The 20,857-nt window shown below is 63.0% G+C and carries 16 protein-coding genes and 1 pseudogene; 6 read left to right on the top strand and 11 right to left on the bottom strand.

Annotation, left to right across the window (positions count from 1 at the left end; translation table 11 throughout):
- The first annotated feature begins 9 nt into the window (after positions 1–9).
- The 4 genes and pseudogenes from nirB (at position 10) to cobA (ending at position 6,372) form a co-directional block, all read left to right on the top strand.
- Positions 10–2,483: pseudogene (nirB, locus tag C1T17_RS06015) on the top strand (nitrite reductase large subunit NirB).
- The gene (gene nirD / locus C1T17_RS06020) at positions 2,483–2,827 is read left to right on the top strand and encodes a nitrite reductase small subunit NirD (RefSeq protein ID WP_411269231.1); all 345 of its coding nucleotides are present in this window, start codon (positions 2,483–2,485) and stop codon (positions 2,825–2,827) included. Before nirB ends, nirD begins: the two are co-directional and overlap by 1 nt.
- Positions 2,828–2,966: 139 nt before the next feature.
- Positions 2,967–5,573, top strand: coding sequence for a nitrate reductase (locus C1T17_RS06025; protein ID WP_104952667.1), 2,607 nt, complete (start codon positions 2,967–2,969; stop codon positions 5,571–5,573).
- Positions 5,566–6,372, top strand: coding sequence for a uroporphyrinogen-III C-methyltransferase (gene cobA / locus C1T17_RS06030; protein WP_104952668.1), 807 nt, complete (start codon positions 5,566–5,568; stop codon positions 6,370–6,372). The genes C1T17_RS06025 and cobA overlap by 8 nt, the downstream gene beginning before the upstream one ends.
- Here the strand turns inward: cobA and C1T17_RS06035 are convergent.
- From C1T17_RS06035 to ung, 5 genes are all read right to left on the bottom strand, one after another.
- Positions 6,315–7,346 (bottom strand): ATP-dependent DNA ligase, encoded by a 1,032-nt coding sequence (locus C1T17_RS06035; protein WP_104952669.1) that lies wholly within the window; start codon positions 7,344–7,346, stop codon positions 6,315–6,317. The two genes, cobA and C1T17_RS06035, sit on opposite strands and share 58 nt — an antisense overlap.
- On the bottom strand, positions 7,343–8,281 hold the full coding sequence (locus C1T17_RS06040) for a cation diffusion facilitator family transporter (RefSeq protein WP_104952670.1): 939 nt from the start codon (positions 8,279–8,281) through the stop codon (positions 7,343–7,345). The genes C1T17_RS06035 and C1T17_RS06040 overlap by 4 nt, the downstream gene beginning before the upstream one ends.
- A gap of 77 nt (positions 8,282–8,358) precedes the next feature.
- A complete protein-coding gene (locus C1T17_RS06045) occupies positions 8,359–9,606 on the bottom strand; it encodes a cation:proton antiporter (RefSeq protein ID WP_223262828.1) in 1,248 nt (415 codons plus the stop codon).
- Positions 9,607–9,685: 79 nt separating this feature from the next.
- On the bottom strand, positions 9,686–10,858 hold the full coding sequence (purT, locus tag C1T17_RS06050) for a formate-dependent phosphoribosylglycinamide formyltransferase (protein WP_104952671.1): 1,173 nt from the start codon (positions 10,856–10,858) through the stop codon (positions 9,686–9,688).
- Between the two features lie 33 nt (positions 10,859–10,891).
- Positions 10,892–11,614, bottom strand: coding sequence for a uracil-DNA glycosylase (ung, locus tag C1T17_RS06055; protein ID WP_104952672.1), 723 nt, complete (start codon positions 11,612–11,614; stop codon positions 10,892–10,894).
- A 146-nt stretch (positions 11,615–11,760) separates the two neighbouring features.
- Between ung and C1T17_RS06060 the strand changes: the two genes are divergently transcribed.
- Together C1T17_RS06060 and C1T17_RS06065 are read left to right on the top strand one after the other, a co-directional pair.
- Positions 11,761–12,120, top strand: a complete 360-nt coding sequence (locus C1T17_RS06060; RefSeq protein WP_104952673.1) for a DUF962 domain-containing protein — start codon at positions 11,761–11,763, stop codon at positions 12,118–12,120.
- Between the two features lie 44 nt (positions 12,121–12,164).
- Positions 12,165–13,241 (top strand): GNAT family N-acetyltransferase, encoded by a 1,077-nt coding sequence (locus C1T17_RS06065; RefSeq protein WP_104952674.1) that lies wholly within the window; start codon positions 12,165–12,167, stop codon positions 13,239–13,241.
- Here C1T17_RS06065 and C1T17_RS06070 read toward each other — a convergent pair.
- The 6 genes from C1T17_RS06070 to C1T17_RS06095 form a co-directional block, all read right to left on the bottom strand.
- The gene (locus C1T17_RS06070) at positions 13,219–14,097 is read right to left on the bottom strand and encodes a cupin-like domain-containing protein (protein WP_104952675.1); all 879 of its coding nucleotides are present in this window, start codon (positions 14,095–14,097) and stop codon (positions 13,219–13,221) included. The two genes, C1T17_RS06065 and C1T17_RS06070, sit on opposite strands and share 23 nt — an antisense overlap.
- Positions 14,098–14,103: 6 nt before the next feature.
- Positions 14,104–15,249, bottom strand: coding sequence for a GNAT family N-acetyltransferase (locus C1T17_RS06075; RefSeq protein WP_104952676.1), 1,146 nt, complete (start codon positions 15,247–15,249; stop codon positions 14,104–14,106).
- Positions 15,250–15,305: 56 nt separating this feature from the next.
- Positions 15,306–16,016, bottom strand: coding sequence for a class I SAM-dependent methyltransferase (locus C1T17_RS06080; RefSeq protein ID WP_104952677.1), 711 nt, complete (start codon positions 16,014–16,016; stop codon positions 15,306–15,308).
- A complete protein-coding gene (gene prfB, locus C1T17_RS06085) occupies positions 16,016–17,143 on the bottom strand; it encodes a peptide chain release factor 2 (RefSeq protein ID WP_104952678.1) in 1,128 nt (375 codons plus the stop codon). Before prfB ends, C1T17_RS06080 begins: the two co-directional genes overlap by 1 nt.
- A gap of 61 nt (positions 17,144–17,204) precedes the next feature.
- A complete protein-coding gene (locus C1T17_RS06090) occupies positions 17,205–19,754 on the bottom strand; it encodes a penicillin-binding protein 1A (RefSeq protein WP_104952679.1) in 2,550 nt (849 codons plus the stop codon).
- A 70-nt stretch (positions 19,755–19,824) separates the two neighbouring features.
- Positions 19,825–20,811 (bottom strand): N-acetylmuramoyl-L-alanine amidase family protein, encoded by a 987-nt coding sequence (locus C1T17_RS06095; protein WP_411269214.1) that lies wholly within the window; start codon positions 20,809–20,811, stop codon positions 19,825–19,827.
- Between the last annotated feature and the right edge of the window lie 46 nt (positions 20,812–20,857).

A 20,857-nucleotide genomic window follows, 5' to 3' on the forward strand; every position in this document is an offset into this window, starting at 1 on the left:
AAGGAGGCCATGATGTCCCCCAGCATCCCCACCCGCGAACATCTCGTCGTCATCGGTAACGGCATGGCCGGGTGTCGCGCCATCGAGGAAGTCATTGCCCGCGATCCGCATCGCTACAAGGTGACGATCTTCGGCGCGGAACCGCATGTGAACTACAACCGGATCATGCTCTCCCCGGTGCTCGCAGGCGAAAAGAGCTTCGAGGAGATCGTGATCAACGACCGCAGTTGGTATGCCGATCATGGCATAGAACTGATCGTCAGCGATCCCGTTAACGCCATCGACCGCGCGGCCAAGACCGTCACGGCGAAGTCCGGCAAGATCGTTGCCTATGACAAGCTGATCCTCGCCACCGGGTCCGATCCGTTCATCATCCCGGTACCCGGCAAGGACTTGCCCGGCGTCGTGTCGTTCCGCGACATGGCGGACGTGGATGCCATGGTTCACGCGGCCTCCCTGGGGGGGATGCCGTCGTGATCGGCGGTGGCCTTCTTGGTTTGGAGGCGGCCCATGGGCTTACTCTCCGGGGCATGAAGGTCACCGTCCTTCACATCATGCCGACATTGATGGAGCGCCAGTTGGACGAGTCCGCGGCCTGGCTCCTCAAGTCCGCTCTGGAGGCGCGGGGCCAGACGGTCCTGACCGGCGCCGACACCGCGGAAATCTTTGGAGAGGGGAAAGTCGAAGGAGTCAGGCTCAAGGACGGGAGAACAATCCCCGCCAGCCTGGTAGTGATGGCAGTGGGGATTCGCCCCAATGTCGGACTTGGCCGGGAGGCAGGTCTGGCCGTGGGACGCGGCATCCATGTGGACGATCACATGGTCACCTCCGATCCCGACGTCCTCGGAGTCGGCGAGTGCGTGGAACATGACGGCCTGGTCTACGGACTGGTCGCGCCCATCTGGGACATGTGCCGCGCGCTCGCCGATGGTCTTACCGGGAGCCATAGCGGTTATCGCGGCTCGGTCACGTCCACCAAGCTGAAGGTTGCGGGGCTCGACGTATTCTCCGCGGGCGATTTCTCCGGCGGTGATGGCGCGGAGGACATCGTGATGCGCGATGCCTCACGCGGCGTCTACAAGCGCGTGATCGTGAAGGGCGACCGGGTGGTGGGCGCTGTGCTCTACGGCGACACCGGCGACGGCGGCTGGTATTTCGACTTGCTTAAAAAGGGCGAGGATATCGCCCCCATTCGCGACGCGCTGATCTTCGGCCAAGCCTTCGCCTCTGGAGGGGGACAATCGGACCCTAACGCCGCCGTTGCAGCACTCTCGGACGATGCCGAGATTTGCGGCTGCAACGGCGTCAGCAAAGGCAAGGTCGTCGCCTGCATCGCCGCAGGATCGCAGACGCTCGACTCAGTGCGCGCCACCTGCAAGGCGTCGGCAAGCTGCGGTTCCTGCACCAATATCGTGGAAAGCCTGCTCGCCCTCACTCTGGGCGATGAATTCTCCGGCGACCGCGCGGTCAAGACGATGTGCAAGTGCACCAGCTTTGGCCATGACGATGTGCGCGCGCTGATCCTGGAAAAGAGCCTCAAGGCTATCCCGGAAGTCATGCAGGAACTGCACTGGTCGACGCCGGACGGCTGCTCCTCCTGCCGCCCCGCGCTCAATTACTACCTGCTCTGCGCTTGGCCGGGCGAATATGTCGACGACCAGCAGAGCCGCTTCGTCAATGAGCGCATGCACGCCAACATTCAGAAGGACGGTACCTATTCCGTAGTCCCGCGCATGTGGGGCGGGCTTACCAACCCCACCGAACTGCGCGCCATTGCCGACGTCGTCGAGAAATACGACGCGCCGATGGTGAAGGTGACGGGCGGCCAGCGCCTCGACATCTTCGGCATCAAGAAGGAGGATCTGCCCGCCGTCTGGGCCGATCTGAATGCGGCGGGCATGGTCTCGGGTCACGCTTACGGCAAGGCGTTACGGACGGTGAAGACCTGCGTCGGGTCCGACTGGTGCCGCTTCGGCACGCAGGATTCAACCGGCCTCGGCGTCAAGCTGGAGCGCAAATTCTGGGGCAGCTGGATGCCGCACAAGTTCAAGATGGCGGTCTCCGGCTGCCCGCGTAATTGCGCCGAAGCGACGATCAAGGACTTCGGCGTGATCTGCGTCGACTCCGGTTATGAGTTGCATGTCGGTGGCAATGGCGGCATTCATTTGCGCGGCACGGACCTGCTGTGCAAGGTCGCGACCGAGAAGGAGGCCATCCACATGGCCGCCGCCTATGTGCAGCTATACCGTGAGGAAGCCCGCTATCTGGAGCGCACCGCGCCATGGATCGAGCGCGTCGGCCTCGCCTATGTTACCGCGCGCATCGTCGACGATGTGGACATGCGCGACGCTCTTGCGGCCCGCTTCTGGATCGCGCAGAGCTTTTCGCAGGATGATCCATGGGCCGATCGCGCAGCCGGTGTGGACCGCAATCTGCATCGTCCCCTTGCCGCAGTCCGCCCACTTGCAGGAGCTTTCGCATGATGTTCGATACGCCCCAATGGCTCGATGTCGGCGCGGTCGCGGATATACCGCCGCGCGGCGCCCGCACCGTTGCCGTCGAAGGCGCGGACGAGATCGCGATATTTCGCACCAGCGGCGATCACATCTACGCACTCGTCAACCGCTGCCCGCACAAGAAAGGCCCATTGAGCCAGGGCATCGTCCATGGCGACAGCGTTGCCTGCCCGCTGCATAACTGGGTGATCAGCCTCGCGACGGGTGAGGCGCAGGGCGAGGACAAGGGCTGCACACCGACGATCCCGGTGAAGATCGACGCAGGCCGGATATTGCTCTGCCGCTCCACGACGTTGCAGATGGCGGCTTAGGATAGGTGCGCAACCTCTCCCTCCCGTTCGCCCTGAGCTTGTCGAAGGGTTCTGCTGAACGCAGTGAAGCGCCTTCGTCTTCGCTCAGGCTGGCCCTTCGACAAGCTCAGGGCGAACGGGTTGAAGGCGTGCTCTCGAAATGACCGCAATCCGCACCACCTGCGCCTATTGCGGTGTCGGCTGCGGCATCGTCGCGCGTCCTGGCGAGGACCGCACCGTCGCGATCGAAGGCGACACGCGCCACCCCGCCAATCGCGGCAAGCTCTGTTCCAAGGGCACCCATCTGGGCGAAACCGTCAGCCTCGAAGGCCGCCTGCTCCACCCGGAAATCAACGGCAAGCGCGCCACGTGGGACCGCGCCATTGGCCACGTCGCCAAGCGCTTCACCGACACTATCGCCAAGCATGGCCCCGACAGCGTGGCCTTCTACGTGTCCGGCCAGTTGCTGACCGAGGATTATTACGTCGCCAACAAGCTGATGAAGGGCTTCATCGGATCGGCGAACATCGACACCAACTCGCGCCTTTGCATGTCCAGCGCCGTCGCGGGGCATTTGCGCGCATTTGGCGAGGACATCGTGCCCGCCACCTACGACGATCTGGACGCGGCGGACCTCATCATCCTCGTCGGCTCTAACACGGCCTGGTGCCACCCGGTCGTCTACCAGCGTATCATGGCCGCGCGCGCCGATCGCGGCACCAAGCTAGTCGTGATCGATCCACGCCGCACCGAAACCTGCGAAGAGGCCGACCTGCACCTCGCCATCCGCCCCGGTACCGACGTGGCGCTGATGAATGGCCTGCTCGCCCATTGCGTCCGCGCCGGGACCGTCGACAAAGCCTATTGCGGCCGCCACGTTCAGGTGCCCGATGGCTTCTGGGATGCGATGGCCGAGGGCGCGCATGACCTGTGGTCCACGGCCCGCACCTGCGACATCACGCCCGCCGATCTGCAACGCTTCTACGACCTGTTCACCGCCAATCCGCGTACCGTCACGCTGTTCAGCCAGGGCATCAACCAGTCGGTGCGCGGCACCGATCAGGTGAACGCCATCATCAACGTCCACCTCGCCACCGGCCGCATCGGCAAGCCCGGTGCCGCGCCGTTTTCGATCACCGGCCAGCCCAATGCGATGGGCGGTCGCGAAGTCGGCGGTCTTGCCACCACACTCGCCGCGCACATGGACTTCGCACCGGAGAATGTCGCGCGCGTCGGCCGTTTCTGGGCCGCACCGAACATGGCGACCAAGCCCGGCCTCAAAGCCGTCGATCTTTTCCGCAACATCTCCGAGGGCCGCATCAAGGCACTATGGATCATGGCGACGAACCCCGCCGTGTCGATGCCCGACGCCAACGCCGTGCGGGACGCGATGGCGGCATGCCCGTTCGTCGCCGTGTCCGACTGCATCGCCGACACCGACACGTCCCGCTATGCCCACGTCAAACTGCCCGCCGCCGCATGGGGCGAAAAGGACGGGACTGTCACCAACAGCGACCGGATCATCAGCCGTCAGCGTGCGCTGTTCCCGCTGCCCGCTGAGGTAAAGCCCGACTGGTGGATCGTGACGCAAGTCGCCCGCGCGATGGGCTGGCGCGACCATTTCGTGTACGAACGTCCCTCGGACATTTATCGCGAGCATGCGCGCCTCTCGGCCTATCAGAATGACGGCGCACGATTGTTCAACCTGCGGGCGAATGCGTCGATCTCCAACCCCGCCTATGACGGGATGACGCCGTGGCGCTGGGGCGGCACCCCGTTCGTGGATGGTCAGTATTCCACGCCCGATCGCAAGGCGCGCCTTTTGCCGGTCCGGCAGATAGAATTACCGCAATCGCTAAGCCAGTGGCCGATGACCCTCAACACCGGCCGTTATCGCGACCAGTGGCACACGATGACGCGCACTGGCCTGTCGCCCAAGCTGTCGGCGCACCGGCAGGAACCGTTGGTGGAAATCCACCCCAGGGATGCCGAGGCGCTCGACATAGACGATGGCGACTTGGCACGCGTAACGACGGCGCAGGGTGAAAGCGTTTTTCGCGTTTCCCTGAGCGAAGGTCAGCGGCGGGGCGAGGTCTTCACGCCGATCCACTGGACGGACCGCCAGTCCACGGGCGGTCGCACCGGGCTGCTACCGCGGCCCAACGTCGATCCGCATTCAGGCCAACCCGGCTTCAAATCGACGCCAGTGCGGGTCGAGAAGCTGAGCGTGAAGTGGACGGGTTTTCTCGTTGCACATGAAGCGCCAGAGACAATCGACGCGATCTGGGCAACGCGCATACGCGTGCCGCAAGGCTGGCTGATCGAGATGGCGGGGGAGGGCGATCCAGCACGCTTGCTCGCCGCGCTGCTGCCCAAGGGCGACCGTATCGAAAGCAGCGATGTCGCGCGCGGCCAGTATCGCAGCGCCGTCCTGTCGAACGGAACGCTTGTTGCCGCTGCCTATGTCTCGAGCACCGGCGGACTGCCGAACCGTGAATGGCTCGTCGCCCAGCTACAGGCCGCCAGCGCCGCCTCCGCGATGGAACTGCTCGCCGGGCGGTCCGCCACACCGCAGGAGGATCGCGGGCCGATCGTCTGCGTGTGCTTCGATGTAGGCTTGAAGACGATCCTCGCGGCCATCGGCGAAAAGCAACTCGCGACGGTGGAGGCGGTCGGCGCCTGTCTTTCCGCCGGCACAAATTGCGGGTCCTGCCGCCCCGCCATTCAACGCCTTCTCAAAGACGCCAAGGAGCCAGTCCATGCCTGACGATCGTGATCTCATCCCGCCCGGCACAGTGTGGCTCGTCGGCGCAGGGCCGGGCGATCCGGACCTGCTGACGCGTAAGGCCGAACGGCTGATAAAGGCGGCGACGATCGTGTTCTACGATGCCCTCGTAGGCCCGGATATCTTGAGACTGATCCCGACGCATGTCCGGCAGGTTCCCGTTGGAAAACGCTCCGGCCGCCATTCAAAGGATCAGAGCGATATCAATGCCTTAATGGCGGAGGCAGCGCTGTCCGGCGAACGCGTAGTCCGGTTGAAAGGCGGCGATCCCAGCATCTTCGGCCGCTCCACCGAAGAGATAAATTACCTATTTGACCGTCAAGTTCAGGTTCAGGTTTGCCCTGGCATCACCACTGCCAGTGCCGCAGCAGCCAGCTCGAGCATCTCGCTTTCGACACGCGGCCTTGCCCGCCGCGTCCAGTTCGTGACAGCCCACGCTCGCGCGGGCGACGCGCTCGACCTGGACTGGAAGGCACTGGCCGATCCCGCCTGCACCACCGCCTTCTACATGGGGCGGACGGCAGCCCCGGAAATCAGCCGCGAACTGATCGCCGCCGGATTGTCGCCAATGACGCCCGTCCTCGTTGCCTGCGATGTCAGCCTGCCGACCGAGCGCCTGCTGCACACGCGCCTCGACCTGTTGCCGCTGGCGACGAACGCGCTGGCGGAGGGCAAGCCGACGATGATCCTTGTTGGCGAAGCCGTCGCCCAGGGCGCCAGGCATCAACGCCGCGCGACGACGGCTTCCACTTCCGCGGCACGCAGTTCCAGTATCAACTGATCCATCGTGCACTGCTCCGGCGCTTTGTCGGGCCGCCAGCGCAGCAGGCGCGTGCCATGGCGGAAACGGTCGCCGGTGACCTGGTCGTACACAACCTCGACCACCAGCTCTGGTTTCAGCGGCTCCCATGCGCTCGCCTCGCCATTGTTCCAACGGCTCGGCCCGCCCGGCGCCTTGCCTGTGAAACCTTCTCCGCCAAGGAAAGGTGCGATGCGATCGCCGATCGCCGCCCGTTCCTCGTCCTTGATCGCTGACGTAAAGCCGACATGGTTGAGCTTCCCCCCGTCGTCATAGAGGCCGAGCAGGAGCGATGCGACGCCATTCCCTTCCTTCTGACGCCGTATTCCACCCACCACGCAATCTGCGCTGCGGAGTTGCTTCACCTTCAGCATCGCGCGCTCGCCCCAGCGATAGGGTTCGTCCACACGCTTGGCGATGACGCCGTCCAGCGCGCCGCCGCTATGGGCCAGCCACGCCTGCGCCTCGTCCGCTTTGCTAGTGTAGGGCGAGAGCAACAACGACGCCCTGCCATGGTCACGATGAAAGCGATCGAGCGCCACGCGACGGTCCTTCAAAGGTAAGCCTGCCAGATCGTCCTTCCCCAACGCCAGGCAGTCGAACAGCATGAGCTGCGCAGGCGTCTCCTTCGAGAGCTTCGTGATACGGCTCGCCGCCGGGTGCAGCCTCTGCTGCAAGGCATCGAACGAAAGCACATCGTCCACCGGAAGGATTATCTCGCCATCCAGCAGGAAGCGCGACTCACTGATGGAGGCCAGCATTGCCACGATCTCCGGGAAATAGCGGGCGAGGCTCTTTCCGGATTTGGACAGGATCTCGACTTCTTTCCCTTCGCGCAGAGCCAGCGCACGAAAGCCGTCCCACTTCGGCTCAAATTGCCAGCCCGCGTCGCTGGGCAGAGTGGCGACCAGCTTTGCCTCCATCGGCGCTACATTGTCGAACTCTGCAAACATCATCCCGCCCCCTTCGGCAACAGGGCGAGGGGCGCGTCCTCGATCTTCTCCGGCCGGATATAGATAGACGTCAGTTGCGGCATCACCGCCTTCAACTTCGCCTGCAACTGGCTGATCAGCGTTTCGGCTTCCCCCATTCTCAGGCTGTCATCGAAGTCGGCACTGATCGCGACGAACACTTTGTCCGGGGCTGTGTGGATCGTCCTGACATGATTGACGGCGGTGATCCGGTCATGGCCGTTCACGATGGCTCTTACTCTTGCAATGACTTCGGGATCGGCACGCTCCCCGATCAGCAGGCCCTTCGCCTCGCGGGCCAGCAACATCGCTACGGCGGCCAACACCAGCCCGATCAGGATCGAGGCATAGCCATCGATCCGTGGATCATTGAAATAGTGGCTCGCCCAAACTCCGGCCGCAGCGACAATCAGCCCCAACAGCGCCGCCGAATCCTCGAACAGCACTATGAAGCCTGCCGGGTCTTTGGAATTGCGAATGGCCTGCCACCACGGCGTATCGCCGCGTCTGCTCTCGAATTCACGAACCGCGATCGTCCACGACGTGCCTTCCAGCGCCACCGAAACGGCCAGCACTATATAATTGACGAGCGGGTTGCGCAGCGGCTCCGGCTCGTTGATGTGGAGATAGCCTTCGTAGATCGAGACGCCCGCGCCGACCGCGAATATGAGGATGGCGACGACGAACGCCCAGAAGTACAGTTCGCGCCCGTAGCCGAAGGGATGCGTCTGATCGGGCGGACGCTTCGCCCGCTTCTGGCCATAGAGCAGCAGAATCTGATTGCCGCTGTCGACGAGCGAATGGACGCCCTCGGTCAACATCGATGAAGAGCCGGTGATCGACGCAGCGATGAACTTGGCGATGGCTATGCCTACGTTCGCGGCCAATGCGCCGAATAGGACGATGTTTTCCCTGAACATTATGTCCGTCCTTCAGCTAGTGGCCGATGGAGGATAACCCGGCAACGCGGCTTCAGTTCATAATGACTGCGGCTCGATCATGCGGCCTCCTCCGTGACGCGCTCCACCGCGGCACCTGCGCTCAGCCCATGCACCAAAGCGGAGACAAGGATTATGAAGGCAGCGGCCGCCCACAACTCCTTGGCGTTTTCGAAATCGGCATGGCTGGTCGCGTAGCCGAGATAGTAGATCGACCCTATTCCCCGTATGCCGTAAGCGGAGACAACGAGTTTTTCCCTCAACTTGAAGTCAGTACCAGCGAGCGCAAGCATGCCGCCCAGCGGTCGGATGAGGAAGATCAGCGCGATACCAATCGCCATGTAGCTCCAGTCAAGATACGGCCATAAGGTCGGCAAGGCCGCGCCAATGCAGATCAGCAGCGCGGCGGTCACGGCATGTTCGATCGCCTCGTTGAAGCCATGCAGCCGCCCGTGAAATTCATGATGTGCCTCGGCCCGGCGCAGGACCAGTCCCGCTACGAAGACGGCGATAAAGCCATAACCCTCGACCAGCTCGGTCGCGCCATAGCACATGATGACGCCCGCCAGCGCGACGACGCCGGTCCCCGTGTCCGCCAGCGGATTGCCTTTCGGCAGGACGAACAGCACGCGCCCGAGCAGCCAGCCGAGCGCCACGCCCGAAAGCGCGCCGATGCTGATGCGATAAAGCACGTCGCGCAGGAACCACTCCAGCCCCCATTGCGCGGGGTCGGTGCCCTGCGCAGCGAGGAGAAGGGCAAGGTACACAAATGGGAAGGCCAGCCCATCGTTCAGCCCCGCCTCGGTCGTCAGCGTGAAGCGCACCGGATGCTCCCCGCCCTCGGTCGGCGGCCCCACCTGCACGTCGCCAGCCAGCACCGGGTCGGTCGGCGCAAGGACCGCGCCCAACAGCAATCCTCCCGCCCATGTCATGCCCGCAAACGCCCATCCCAGCGTCGCGACCCCGAAAATAGTAATTGGCATGAGGATGAGCAGCAGACGCGCCGTCGGCCGCCATTGCGCATAGCTGGACAGATTATCGATCCGCAGGCCGGTGCCGAACAGCGAAACGATCACGGCGAATTCCGCCGCATGCTCCCAGATTCCGGGGTTCGCGATCGGCGAGAGCGCGCGGGGCATGGCGGGGAAGAAGCTGAACGCTGCAAACCCAATGAGGATCAGCAATCCGGAAGCAGCAGGTTCCCTGCCGGAGAAAAAGCGCGGCAACCAGTAGGCGACGATCACGCCAGCGCCGAGCACCGCTGCCGCAACGTGCATGCTGTCGAATGAGTAAAATGGCGCGTCCATGCGATCCCCTTTGGATCAGAACACGGGACAAGCGCCAAAGGTTCAGAGGTTGCCCCTTTATCGCGCCGGAACAGGTGCGCTATTCATAAAGGAGCTGGATGCACTGCGCCGCGGCGGTTGCGGTCTTCCGGGCCTCATCGACCGTATCGCCCGCGGCGAGAGCAACGGCCATCCTGCGGTTCTTGCGCGTGGCGGGCTTCCCGAACAGCCGCACATCGACATCCTGTCCGCTACGCCCGAGCGCCAGTGCATCATCCACGCCCGCGATGCGAAACGCGTCCGCCTCCCGGTCCGCCAGCACCACCGCGGAGGCGGTAGGTCCGTTCAGCCGGATATCGGTGATGGGCAGGCCCAGGATCGCCCGGATGTGCAGGTCGAACTCGGTCAGGTTCTGCGACATCAGCGTCACCATACCCGTATCGTGCGGCCGCGGCGACAGTTCGGAGAAGATCACTTCATCACGCGTCGCGAAGAACTCGATGCCGAAGATGCCGTAGCCGCCTAGGTTATCGACCACGGCCGTCGCCATCTTCTGCGCGTCGGCCAGGAAGGCGTCCGTCATCGGCGTGGGCTGCCAGCTTTCCTGATAGTCGCCGCGTTCCTGCCGGTGCCCGATCGGCGGGCAGAACAGCACGCCGTCCCGCGTTCGTACCGTCAGCAGCGTGATCTCATAGTCGAAGGCAATGAACTCCTCAACGATCACCTTACGCCGGTCGCCGCGCATGTTGGCGACGGCATAATCCCATGCGGCCTGCAACCCTGCCGCATCCTGAACCGTGCTTTGCCCTTTGCCCGACGACGACATCACCGGCTTCACGACGCACGGGAAGCCCGTGTACGCCGCGCCCGCCTGCATCTCTTCCCAGGTATCGGCATAGCGGTAGCGCGCCGTGCGAAGCCCCAACTCAACCGCCGCCAAGTCACGGATGCGGTCGCGGTTCATCGTCATATAGGCAGCGCGGGCAGAGGGAACGACAGTGAAGCCCTCTGCTTCCATCTCCTGCAGTATTTCCGTGCGAATCGCCTCAACTTCAGGGACAATATAGTCGGGCTGGTGCCGCAGGATTGCCGCGCGCAGGGCGTCCGCGTCCAGCATCGAGAACACGTCACGCTCATCGGCGACCTGCATGGCGGGCGCATCGTCATAGGCGTCGCAGGCAACGACATGGCAGCCAAGCCGCTTGGCCGATATCGTGAATTCCTTGCCCAGTTCGCCGGAACCGAGGAGCAACAATTTCGCGTAGGAGGCCATGTCGTTGCTCCGTGGGAGTGAGGGTAGGGCCGGTTACACCGCTTCGCTGCGCCGCTCAACGATTGGCGGCAAGGTCCAGTTGATCGGCGACAATCCCTGCGCTTCCAGAAAGGCATTAGCCTTCGAAAAGGGCCGGCTCCCCAAAAATCCGTTATGTGCGGAGAGCGGGGAGGGGTGTGCCGATTTCAGCACCAGATGCCGCCCGCCCTTGTCGACGCTGTCCACGAACGCCGCCTTGCGCTGCGCGTAGGCGCCCCATAGCAGGAAGACGACTGGCTCCTGCTTTGCATTGACCAGCCGGATGATGGCGTCGGTGAACCGCTCCCATCCTTTCTTCTGATGCGATGCCGCCTGCGCCATTTCCACCGTCAGCACGCTGTTGAGCAGCAGCACGCCCTGCTGCGCCCAATGCTCCAGAAAGCCGTGTCGGGCAGGTGCGATGCCAAGGTCGCTGTGCAGTTCCTTGTAGATGTTGACCAGCGAAGGCGGCGTCCGCACGCCCGGCTGCACACTGAAGGCAAGGCCATGCGCTTGCCCCGGACCATGATAAGGGTCTTGCCCCAATATCACCACGCGCACCGCCTCCAATGGCGTTAGGTCCAGCGCCCGAAAATAGTCCGATCCGCGTGGGAAGATCGTTTTTCCGGCCGTCTTCTCCGCCTGCAGGAATGTACGCAGCGCATGCATATAGGGTTCGCCAAATTCGTTCTCGAGCGGCGCTTTCCAGCTTTCGTGCAGCTTGATTCTGTCGGTCATCGGATCTCCCGTCGCTTGTACAACTACGCCCTAATGGTGGTCCTCCGTCAATCAAGCGGAATGGAGATTTGCCATGGCGTCTGTCGATTTTCGTTTAACCTCCATTTCCTTTGCCCCTAGAGAAGGAGAGGGAGAGAGGCATAAACATGCGCAAATTCAGGACCTTCCGGCAGTTCTGGCCTTATTATTTGCAGGAGCACGCGCGGCCGCTCACGCGCGCATTGCATTATGTCGGGACCAGTCTGGTCATTCTGCTGTTCGCCATCTCCGTAATCCGGGATCACCTTTGGCCTCTGCTGCTGCTGCCTGTCGCGGGCTATGGTTTTGCTTGGGCCGCGCATTTCGCGATCGAGCGAAACCGCCCTGCGACCTTCCACTATCCGCTCTGGTCGCTGGCGGCCGACTTCTGGATGTGGACGCGCTTCGTGACGGGGCGCATCGGCATGGACCTGGCCATGGCGGGCGTGCGTAGCGACGGCACCGTGGACCCCGACCGCCGCCTGTAGCGCTATTTCCTTGACCGCTCCTGCCGCCATGTAAAAAGAGCGGCATGACGCTGACCGCCACCTTCACGCCGCTGCCAGCGCTCGACCTGTTAGCGGCACGGTGGCAGGCGCTTGAGGCCCGTGCTGGCGAAGACAAGAGCTTCTTCCTGGGTTGGACATGGATGAAAAGCTGGCTCTCGACCAGCGGTGCCTCGCCCGAACTGCTCAGCGTGCAGTCGGAAGGTGGGGACGTGGCGCTCGCCTTGATCGGGCGTGCGCAGGTGCCGCGATTGCTGGGGAGCATCGCAACGCTTTCGCTAAATCAGGCCGGGGTCACATCGCAGGACCGTGGTTTTATCGAGTATAATGGGCTGCTGAAATCCGCCGATGCACCGGAGGGGATAGAAGCGATGGCGCTGCAAGCGATGATGGCCCGCACTGACTGGCGCGCCTTGCAATTGGCGGGCATCACTCCGAACTGGCAATCCCTCGACCAGGGCCGCTTCCGCCGCGCTACACGCGTTGATCGTTTGCCCGCCTATCTGATCGACCTAGCCGCTGTGCGGGGTGCGAATGGCGACTATCTTTCCCTGCTGAGCGCCAACACGCGAAGCCAGATCAAACGCTCAACCAAGGATTATGGCAGCGATCCGACAATCACGGTGGCGGCGGATTCTGTCGTAGCCGAAACATGGCTGACCGAAATGCAGGCACTCAACGCGGGCCGTCATGCCGATAATGCCTGGGATGACGCGGGCTTCAGGGCTTTTGCGCGGGCGCTGGTCTTGCGGGGACTGACGACGGGAGAAGTCGAACTCCTCCGCATCGCGGCGGGCGATCACTTGCTCGGTTATCTGCTGAACTTCCTCTACGCCGGGCGGGCGATGAATTACCAGTCGGCATTTTCGGCACCGATTTCATCGAAAGCGAAGCCGGGGCTGATGTGCCATGTCGCCGCCGTCACGCGCTATGCCGATGCAGGGCTCTCCATTTACTCCCTGCTGGCGGGCAAGGACCGCTACAAGCAGAGCCTCGCAACCGGCGAGGAGACGTTGGAATGGTGGACGCTCGAACGATTCTCGCCGCGCCTCGAAGCCGAAGCGCTGCTGCGGCGGATACTCAGACGCCCAGCTTCCGCATGAGGCGGTAGAGGAGCCGGTGAAACCGCTGGGCTTCCGGTTTCGCGCCGACCTTCACTGTCGGTAGCTTTCGGCGGCGCAGCATCGCGTTCAGGCTGTGTAACTCGCCCTCGGCGATGCTCCGGTCAGATCGCCAGGTGATAGAGAAGCTGATCGAGACGGCTGGCCCGTTATTCACGAAATGCGGCGCCTTCACCGGCACCAGAACAGCATCGCCCGCGAGAAGCTTAACGGGCTTACCCTTGTTCAGAAACGCCGCATCCCACTTCAGGTTGCGGTGCGCCCCGGCGTGAAACCCTTCACTTTGTTGCGGCGGCACCAGGGTCGGATCGCCCGCGGGAAAGACGGTCATCGTCTTCTCACCCTCGATCTGGAGCAGGATATTATGCTCCGGGTCCATGTGGAACGGCGTCACGCTGTCGGGCGAGGACAGGAAAATGAATGCCTCGCGATGGAGCATCCGCCCGGTCTTGCGGGCAACCATCGGCGCAAGCTCGGCCAACGCGGCGTCCAACATCGCGGCATATTCCGGATCGCACTCGACATTCTTCATCACGACCCAACTGCCATTAGTGTCGATGGTGCGGACCGTTTCGCCCAAGGTCAGTCCGTTGTTCGGCGTTTCCTCGGGCCGCACACCCAGCGGCAGCTTGCCGAGGTTATACTCGACTTGCGATCCGGGCATCCGCTCCGCCAGCATGGCCAGCGCCTCGCGCGAGAACAGCGGATGACCGGCCAGTTGATGCATCAACTTCACCGACAGGTCGGGATAGGCAGTGGCGAAGGCAACTCGCGCCGATTCACCGAAGGCGCGCGGCATGGCGGCAGAAGATCGGTCGATAGGCTGCTGGAGCGACATGCGTATCTATCTTCTCTTCATGAAAGCAGCGGCACGCTCGACCGCGCTGGCCAGTGCAAAGGTCGTGGCGCGGCGAGCACGGGTCAGGCCGCTACCTTTCAGCGCCACCCGATATTGGACGATGCTGCGCCGCTCGCCCCAAAGGCTGTCGATCATCGGGTGATCGGGTGCGGCGCAACTATCCATCCATGCGATTGCCGGATCGTCCTGCACCGCGCGCAGATTATCTATCTCGATCAGCACGCCGGGGGAAAAGCGGCCCAATGTCTCGTCGATGGCGATCTTGAAGGAGAATGCGCCGTCGCGATGCTGGAAGTTGATCAGCATGGCGATCGGCTTTCCATCCAGATCGAGCCGCAGGAAATGAAGTCGCCCATTCGCACAGGCCGCTGCCGTGGCAGCGCGGAAGAATGCCGCGTCGTCGGCGGAACAGGACAATGCTGTGCCTTCCTGACCTTTCCATCCCGATGCTTCGAGTGCGAGGAAGTCACTGCACCAGTGCGGCAGGTCGGCGGCATCCGTCAGCGTGCGGCTTTCAACGGCACCCATATCGGCAAGGCGCTTTTGCAGGCGGCGGATTTCCTTGCGCTTCTTCGCGCGGACGTTGGTCTCCCAATAGGCGTCGGCGGAAAGATCGGACCGGAGCAACGCGCGGTCGTACCGCCCGATCTCCGCAAATCTCCGCCGCTGCGAAACGCACACCGCTTCCAGCGCGGCGGCATTGGCCCCTGCCGCGTCGAAACCACGTAGATGCAGGAAGTTCGGTGCCCAATCTGCCGCATCCAGTTGCGTCAGGAAGCCAATCCAGGCTGCCTGCTCGTCTCCGCGATGGATGAGCGGCGCACCGTAGAAGCAATGCGCGTGCATCCAGTTGGCAACATTGGCAACAGGCAGGCGGCCATGGCGCGGCATCACCGTCACCGGCATCAGTCCGATCAACCTCGTGCCGTCGAAGACTTCGATCAGCCGGACGTTCTGCTTGCCACGCAGATGATCCAGCGCCGCGCGAAGCATGTCGGGCGCGTAGAAGGCATTGGCCTCCGCCGCTGCTTCACCCAGCACCGCCCAGCGCGCATCCGGCCCATCACCCGGAAACGGGAGAAGAGGCTCGCCCATGCCGGGCTTGAGGGCAGGATCGGGCGCCATGTCCATGACGCCGCATTTATCCGGCAAAGATTAGGGAAAGGCTAAGGTCCGCACGCGTGCCGTCATTCCCGCAAGGCGCAGGCGATGATGCTCTCCGGCTTCGGGCGTGCGCCGATCTTGCGGAACCGCGCCAGATAGCCTCCGGCATTGGGCCGCGCGACCACCTGTTCGAGCCTGTAGCCCACGGCAGCGAACTCGCAGGCGAGAAGACGCGGCGGGGTTCCATGTTGCCGTGTCGGCCGATTGGCATCGACTACGATGACTTCGCCATCCTTCTTCAGCGCCGGATGCATATGCCAGAGAAACGCATAGGGTTCGCTGATCTCATGATACATATGCACCATCAGGACACGGTCGAAACTGTCGGCGGGCAGCTTGGGATCGTCCGGCGTGCCAAGCTTGACGCTGACGTTCTTCCAGTCCTCTCGCGTCACGCGCCGACCAAGCGCATCGATCACTTCGGCCAGCACATCCTCGGCCAGAACGCGTCCCTGCGGCCCCACGCGCTTGGCAAGGCGCACCGTATAATAGCCTTCCCCCGCGCCGATGTCCGCAACCGTCATGCCGGGGCGTATCCCTGCGAGCTTCATGATGTCGTCGGCTTCGTTGAGGCGATCGCGTGCTTCCTCGGTCGACCAGCGTGTCGATACGATCGGCGCAACGGGCCGGTCCGCTTTGGGAAAGTTCTGCGCCGATGCAGGGCGACTGGGATCGCCCGAAGCGCTGCAACCGGCCAGCAGCACCGTGACGGCGAGCAGGCCGGAGGGTCGCATCAATCGACGTCCTCGACGACGACCTTCTCGCCCGTCACCTTCTGCGACAGGGCGGCGGCCATGTAGGGATCAAGCGCACCATCCAGCACATCGTCGGGCGCGGTGGACACTACGCCAGTGCGCAGATCCTTCACCATCTGATACGGTTGCAGCACATAGGAGCGGATCTGATGGCCCCAGCCTATGTCGGACTTGGACGCATGTTCGGCGCTTGCGGCGGCTTCGCGGCGTTGCAGTTCCGCCTCGTACATCCGCGCCTTCAGCATGTTCATGGCTTCCGCCTTGTTCTTGTGCTGGCTGCGCTGGTTCTGGCAGGCGACGATGATGCCGGTGGGTACGTGCGTGATACGGACGGCGGAATCGGTCGTGTTGATGTGCTGACCACCGGCACCGGACGCGCGATAGGTGTCGATCTTGAGGTCGCTTTCGTTGACTTCGATGTCTATATTGTCGTCGATCACCGGATAGACCCACACCGACGAGAAGCTGGTGTGCCGCCGCGCCGAACTGTCATAGGGGCTGATGCGGACGAGGCGGTGCACGCCGCTCTCGGTCTTGGCATAGCCATAGGCGTTTTCGCCCTTGATCAGCAGCGTCGCGGACTTGATCCCGGCCTGCTCGCCGCCATGATAGTCGACGATCTCGACCTTATATCCGCGCCGTTCGGCCCAGCGCACATACATGCGCTGGAGCATTTCGGCCCAATCCTGACTCTCGGTTCCGCCCGCGCCTGCGTGGATTTCCAGATAGGTGTCGTTCGCGTCGGCTTCGCCCGCCAGCAGCGCTTTAACCTTGTCCTGGTCGGCACGCTCGGCCAGTTCCTTTAGCGACTGGATCGCTTCGGTCACCATCGCCTCGTCACCTTCGGCTTCGGCCATTTCGATGAGTTCGGCGGTGTCGGTCTTCTCGCTGTCGATCGCGCGCGTGGCATTGATCGCACTATCGAGGCGCGTTCGCTCACGCATGACTTCCTGCGCCTTTTTGGGATCGTCCCACAGCGACGAGTCCTCGACGCGCGCGTTCAACTCGTCAAGCCGCCGCAGCGCGCGGTCCCAGTCCAGAAAACGCCGCAGCAAGTCGAGAGCGGCGTCGATACGGTCGATATGTTGCTGCGCTTCGGCGCGCATGGTGAATCTCCACTATGTCCATGTCCCTGATCGCTCGCTCTGACGGCGGGCGGGGGAAGTTCTAATATATGCCGCCTTGCTGCTGCATAAAGTCACTGTCGTTCCGTGGCCGCGATGCCGCACTTGCCGCGCGCGCCGCCGCCACTTTCTCCTGCGCCTCGACTTCATCCTTGCGGATGGTCCGGCGCGGTTCGGATTCGGGCTTGAAGGCTTCCCAGATCACGGGCGCCTTAGGATCGTTGGTCGGCCATGCCCCATAGACACGCTTGCCCGATCGCCGGTCGATGGTGACCATGCGGATACCGTTGGGTGCGATGAAGGGCGTTTTCGGCATCTTCGCCAGAATAGGCGCCATCGCCTGCTTCCAGATTGGCGCGGCAATCCGACCGCCCTGTGCATAACCCCCAAGGCTGCGCGGCGCGTCGTAGCCAAGATATACGCCTGCGACCAGATCAGGCGATCCCCCAACGAACCACACGTTCGTCGGTCCGTTGGTTGTCCCGGTCTTACCGAACAAGGGGCGCTCCAGATCGCGCAGGACCGTCGCAGTGCCGCGCTGGATCACGCCTTCGGTGATATGGACCACCTGATATGCGGTCATCGGGTTCATCAATTGCCGTCCTTCGGGCGTGAAGCGCGGCATGGCCTTCCCATCCCAGTTCGGCGCATTGCAGCCATCGCAAGCGCGCCAGCGCGTCGGCCAGATCACCTTGCCGCGACGATCCTGCACATAATCGATGACCTTGGGACTTAGCGCGCGGCCATGATTGACCAGCATCGCATAAGCGTTGGTTAGCTTCTCGACCGTCGTCTCGCCCGCGCCCAGCGCAAAGGAGAGATAGGGCTGATAATCGCCGATCCCCATCGTCTTGATGGTTTTGACCACGCGCTCCATTCCCGTCTGCGACGCCGCGCGCACCGTCATAAGGTTACGCGATTGCTCCACGCCCCAGCGCATCGTCTGCGGCCCCGCATTCTTTCCCGAGAAGTTTTTGAAACATTTTTGCCCCAGACTGCCGCCCTGATACACGCAGAACGGGCCGTCCACGATGATCGAGGCAGGCGTCATCCCATTGTCCAGCGCGGACGCATAGACGAACGGTTTGATAGTGGACCCCGGCTGCCGCAATGCCTGCGTCGCACGATTATAGGCGGAGAGGCGCGCATCGAACCCGCCCTGCAAAGCATGGATACGCCCGCTACGCGTCTCCTCGATCACCATGCCGCCCGACACTTCGGGAACACTGCGCAGTGCCCATTCGGAGCCGTTGCGCACCACCGCGATCAGGTCGCCGGGCTTCAATGCATTGAACGCCGGACCACCGATGCGGCGATAGGGGATTTGCGCCGCACTCGCCGGGAGTGTGCCCGTCTCTCCGCCGGAGAAGCCGATCTGCGCCGCACCGCTTTCGCGCGACAGCACGACCGCAATGCGCCAGCTATCATAATCGATGCCGACGGAGCTGACGGCCATCTCTCGCTGCCAGCCATTGTCGATATTGATCTTGCCGACCGGCCCGGACCAACCCTTGCCCGCGTCATAGCGTTGTAGCCCTGCACGCAGGGCGGTGGTCGCCAGCCCCTGCATCTCAGGGTCTAAGGGCGTGCGCACCCAGAGCCCGCCTGCATAGACGCTATTCGGGCCGTCCTGCGCCTTTTCGCCGAACAGCTGGATCAGCCGCCGCCGCACTTCCTCGACGTAATAGCCGCCCGCGCTGCCATAGGGCGAGCCGTGCGGCGCCACGGTGCCCAGCGGCTGCAAAGACGCAGCGGCAAACTGCGCGTCGGTGATGAACCCATTGTCACGCATTTCGCCCAGCGCCCAGTTGCGCCGCTCCAGCGCCCGCGCCATTCCGGTTTCGCTCTCTGGCCGATAGTTGGCCGGACCCTTCGGCAGGATCGCAAGATACGCCATTTCCGGCAGCTTGAGGTCCGCGACATCCTTGTCAAAATATGCGCGCGATGCCGCCTGTACGCCGTATGCATTGCGGCCAAGGAATATCTGGTTGAGGTACAGTTCAAGGATTTGCTGCTTTGACAGCACATTTTCGATGCGCCAGGCGAGGATCATCTCCTTCACCTTGCGCGTCGGCGAATATTCGTCGCCGATCAGCAGGTTCTTGGCGACTTGCTGTGTAATCGTCGATCCGCCCCGCGCGCGCTGGCCCGAGCCAAGCTTGCTCACATAATCGAACACCGCGCCCGCAAAGCCCGGAAAATCGACGCCATGGTGAGAGAAGAACGTCTTGTCCTCAGCGGCTAGATACGCCTTGATCAGCAGCGGCGGGTAATCAGCATATTGCAGTTGGACGCGTCGCTCGCGCGCATAGCTGTGCACCGGCTGGCCATTTACGTCCCGCACGATAGTCGGCAACGGCGGCTCATATTCCAGCAGCGTAGCCGCATCGGGCAGGCCGCGCGCGAAAATGATCCAGAACAAGGCTACGGCAAGGAAGACAAGAAGCAGCACGTAACTGGCGAGCCGAAACCAGCGCTTGCCCCATTGCGCTCCGAACTGATCCTTCAGACGCGCGAACGCGCTTCCTGCATCGCGGGATGCGCGATAGCGAAAGTCCTTGCTGTCGGGGGTTGTCGGGGCGTCCTCATCCATCGCAGAGAGGCTTTAGGGTCCAAAGCTGGAGAGGACAAGGGCAGGCGCGCAGCCCGGCATCATCACAGCGTCATGGTGCGGCGGCCCGGCGCGCGAAATAGACTTCGATGGCCTTGCCGACACCATCGGCGATCTGCTGCTGCCCCTCGCGGGAGGTGAGGAACGCCGCGTCCTGTGCATTGCTGATATATCCCGTCTCGAACAGTATGGAAGGCGTGTCGGGCGCTTTCAGGACGATCAGCGATGCGAAGCGATGCGCGGTGCTGCGGAAAGGCACGAACGGCGTGGCCTCCCGCTGAAGTATGCGCGCGAAACTGGACGATTGCTGCATCGTCTCGCGCTGCGTCAGGTCGATCAGGATGTTCGACACCGCCGATTCCTGACCGCTCAGGTTTACGCCATTGATGATGTCCGAGCGATTCTCCCGCGCCGCCAGTCGCGCCGCCTCCCGATCGGACGCGGTTTCGGAAAGCGTATATACGGTGGCGCCGCGTGCTTCGGCATTGGGCGCTGCATCGGCATGGATGGAAATGAACAGGTCCGCGCTCAGCCGCCGGGCAATGCCATAGCGCTCCTCCAGCACCAGAAAGCGGTCATCATTGCGGGTAAGCGCCACCCGCACGCGCCCGGAAGCGAGCAGCCGCTCGCGAATGGCCTGCGACACCGCCAGTGTGACGTCTTTTTCCTGCTCCCCAGCCGCGGCATTGCTTGCGCCCGGATCGTGACCGCCATGGCCAGCATCGATCACGACTAGCGGACGGGAACCATCGCGCGGTCCCTCGACCTTCGGCAAGGCAATGCCGCGTGAGGCGGGGGGGATGGGCACAGTGATGCTATGCATCTTGCGCGGTGGCCGCGCATTGAACGCAATTGGCGGCCGCACCATATCCATGGATGCCGCAGTACCGTTGATGGGCGCAGTCATCAGGGCAACACTATAAGTCAGCGCCAGAAACATGGCCGCGCTTGTGCCCTCTTCCGGCCGCCGCCGTCCAGCCGAAATCACGATGCGGCGTTGTAAAGGCGATCGGAAAATTAACCTTTCATTTACCATCATGCTGCAAACAGGACTTCAGGAACGATTGTAACAAAAAATTCAGGGT

The sequence above is a fragment of the Sphingobium sp. SCG-1 genome, from assembly GCF_002953135.1.
Taxonomy (GTDB): Bacteria; Pseudomonadota; Alphaproteobacteria; order Sphingomonadales; family Sphingomonadaceae; genus Sphingobium.

What these genes read in the sequence shown, in the direction of transcription:
- nirD (WP_411269231.1), top strand. Translation starts at nt 2,483, where the DNA reads ATGTTCGATACGCCCCAATGGCTCGATGTCGGCGCGGTCGCGGATATA.
- C1T17_RS06025 (WP_104952667.1), top strand. Translation starts at nt 2,967, where the DNA reads ATGACCGCAATCCGCACCACCTGCGCCTATTGCGGTGTCGGCTGCGGC.
- cobA (WP_104952668.1), top strand. Translation starts at nt 5,566, where the DNA reads ATGCCTGACGATCGTGATCTCATCCCGCCCGGCACAGTGTGGCTCGTC.
- C1T17_RS06035 (WP_104952669.1), bottom strand. Translation starts at nt 7,346, where the DNA reads ATGATGTTTGCAGAGTTCGACAATGTAGCGCCGATGGAGGCAAAGCTG.
- C1T17_RS06040 (WP_104952670.1), bottom strand. Translation starts at nt 8,281, where the DNA reads ATGTTCAGGGAAAACATCGTCCTATTCGGCGCATTGGCCGCGAACGTA.
- C1T17_RS06045 (WP_223262828.1), bottom strand. Translation starts at nt 9,606, where the DNA reads ATGGACGCGCCATTTTACTCATTCGACAGCATGCACGTTGCGGCAGCG.
- purT (WP_104952671.1), bottom strand. Translation starts at nt 10,858, where the DNA reads ATGGCCTCCTACGCGAAATTGTTGCTCCTCGGTTCCGGCGAACTGGGC.
- ung (WP_104952672.1), bottom strand. Translation starts at nt 11,614, where the DNA reads ATGACCGACAGAATCAAGCTGCACGAAAGCTGGAAAGCGCCGCTCGAG.
- C1T17_RS06060 (WP_104952673.1), top strand. Translation starts at nt 11,761, where the DNA reads ATGCGCAAATTCAGGACCTTCCGGCAGTTCTGGCCTTATTATTTGCAG.
- C1T17_RS06065 (WP_104952674.1), top strand. Translation starts at nt 12,165, where the DNA reads ATGACGCTGACCGCCACCTTCACGCCGCTGCCAGCGCTCGACCTGTTA.
- C1T17_RS06070 (WP_104952675.1), bottom strand. Translation starts at nt 14,097, where the DNA reads ATGTCGCTCCAGCAGCCTATCGACCGATCTTCTGCCGCCATGCCGCGC.
- C1T17_RS06075 (WP_104952676.1), bottom strand. Translation starts at nt 15,249, where the DNA reads ATGGACATGGCGCCCGATCCTGCCCTCAAGCCCGGCATGGGCGAGCCT.
- C1T17_RS06080 (WP_104952677.1), bottom strand. Translation starts at nt 16,016, where the DNA reads ATGCGACCCTCCGGCCTGCTCGCCGTCACGGTGCTGCTGGCCGGTTGC.
- prfB (WP_104952678.1), bottom strand. Translation starts at nt 17,143, where the DNA reads ATGCGCGCCGAAGCGCAGCAACATATCGACCGTATCGACGCCGCTCTC.
- C1T17_RS06090 (WP_104952679.1), bottom strand. Translation starts at nt 19,754, where the DNA reads ATGGATGAGGACGCCCCGACAACCCCCGACAGCAAGGACTTTCGCTAT.
- C1T17_RS06095 (WP_411269214.1), bottom strand. Translation starts at nt 20,811, where the DNA reads ATGATGGTAAATGAAAGGTTAATTTTCCGATCGCCTTTACAACGCCGC.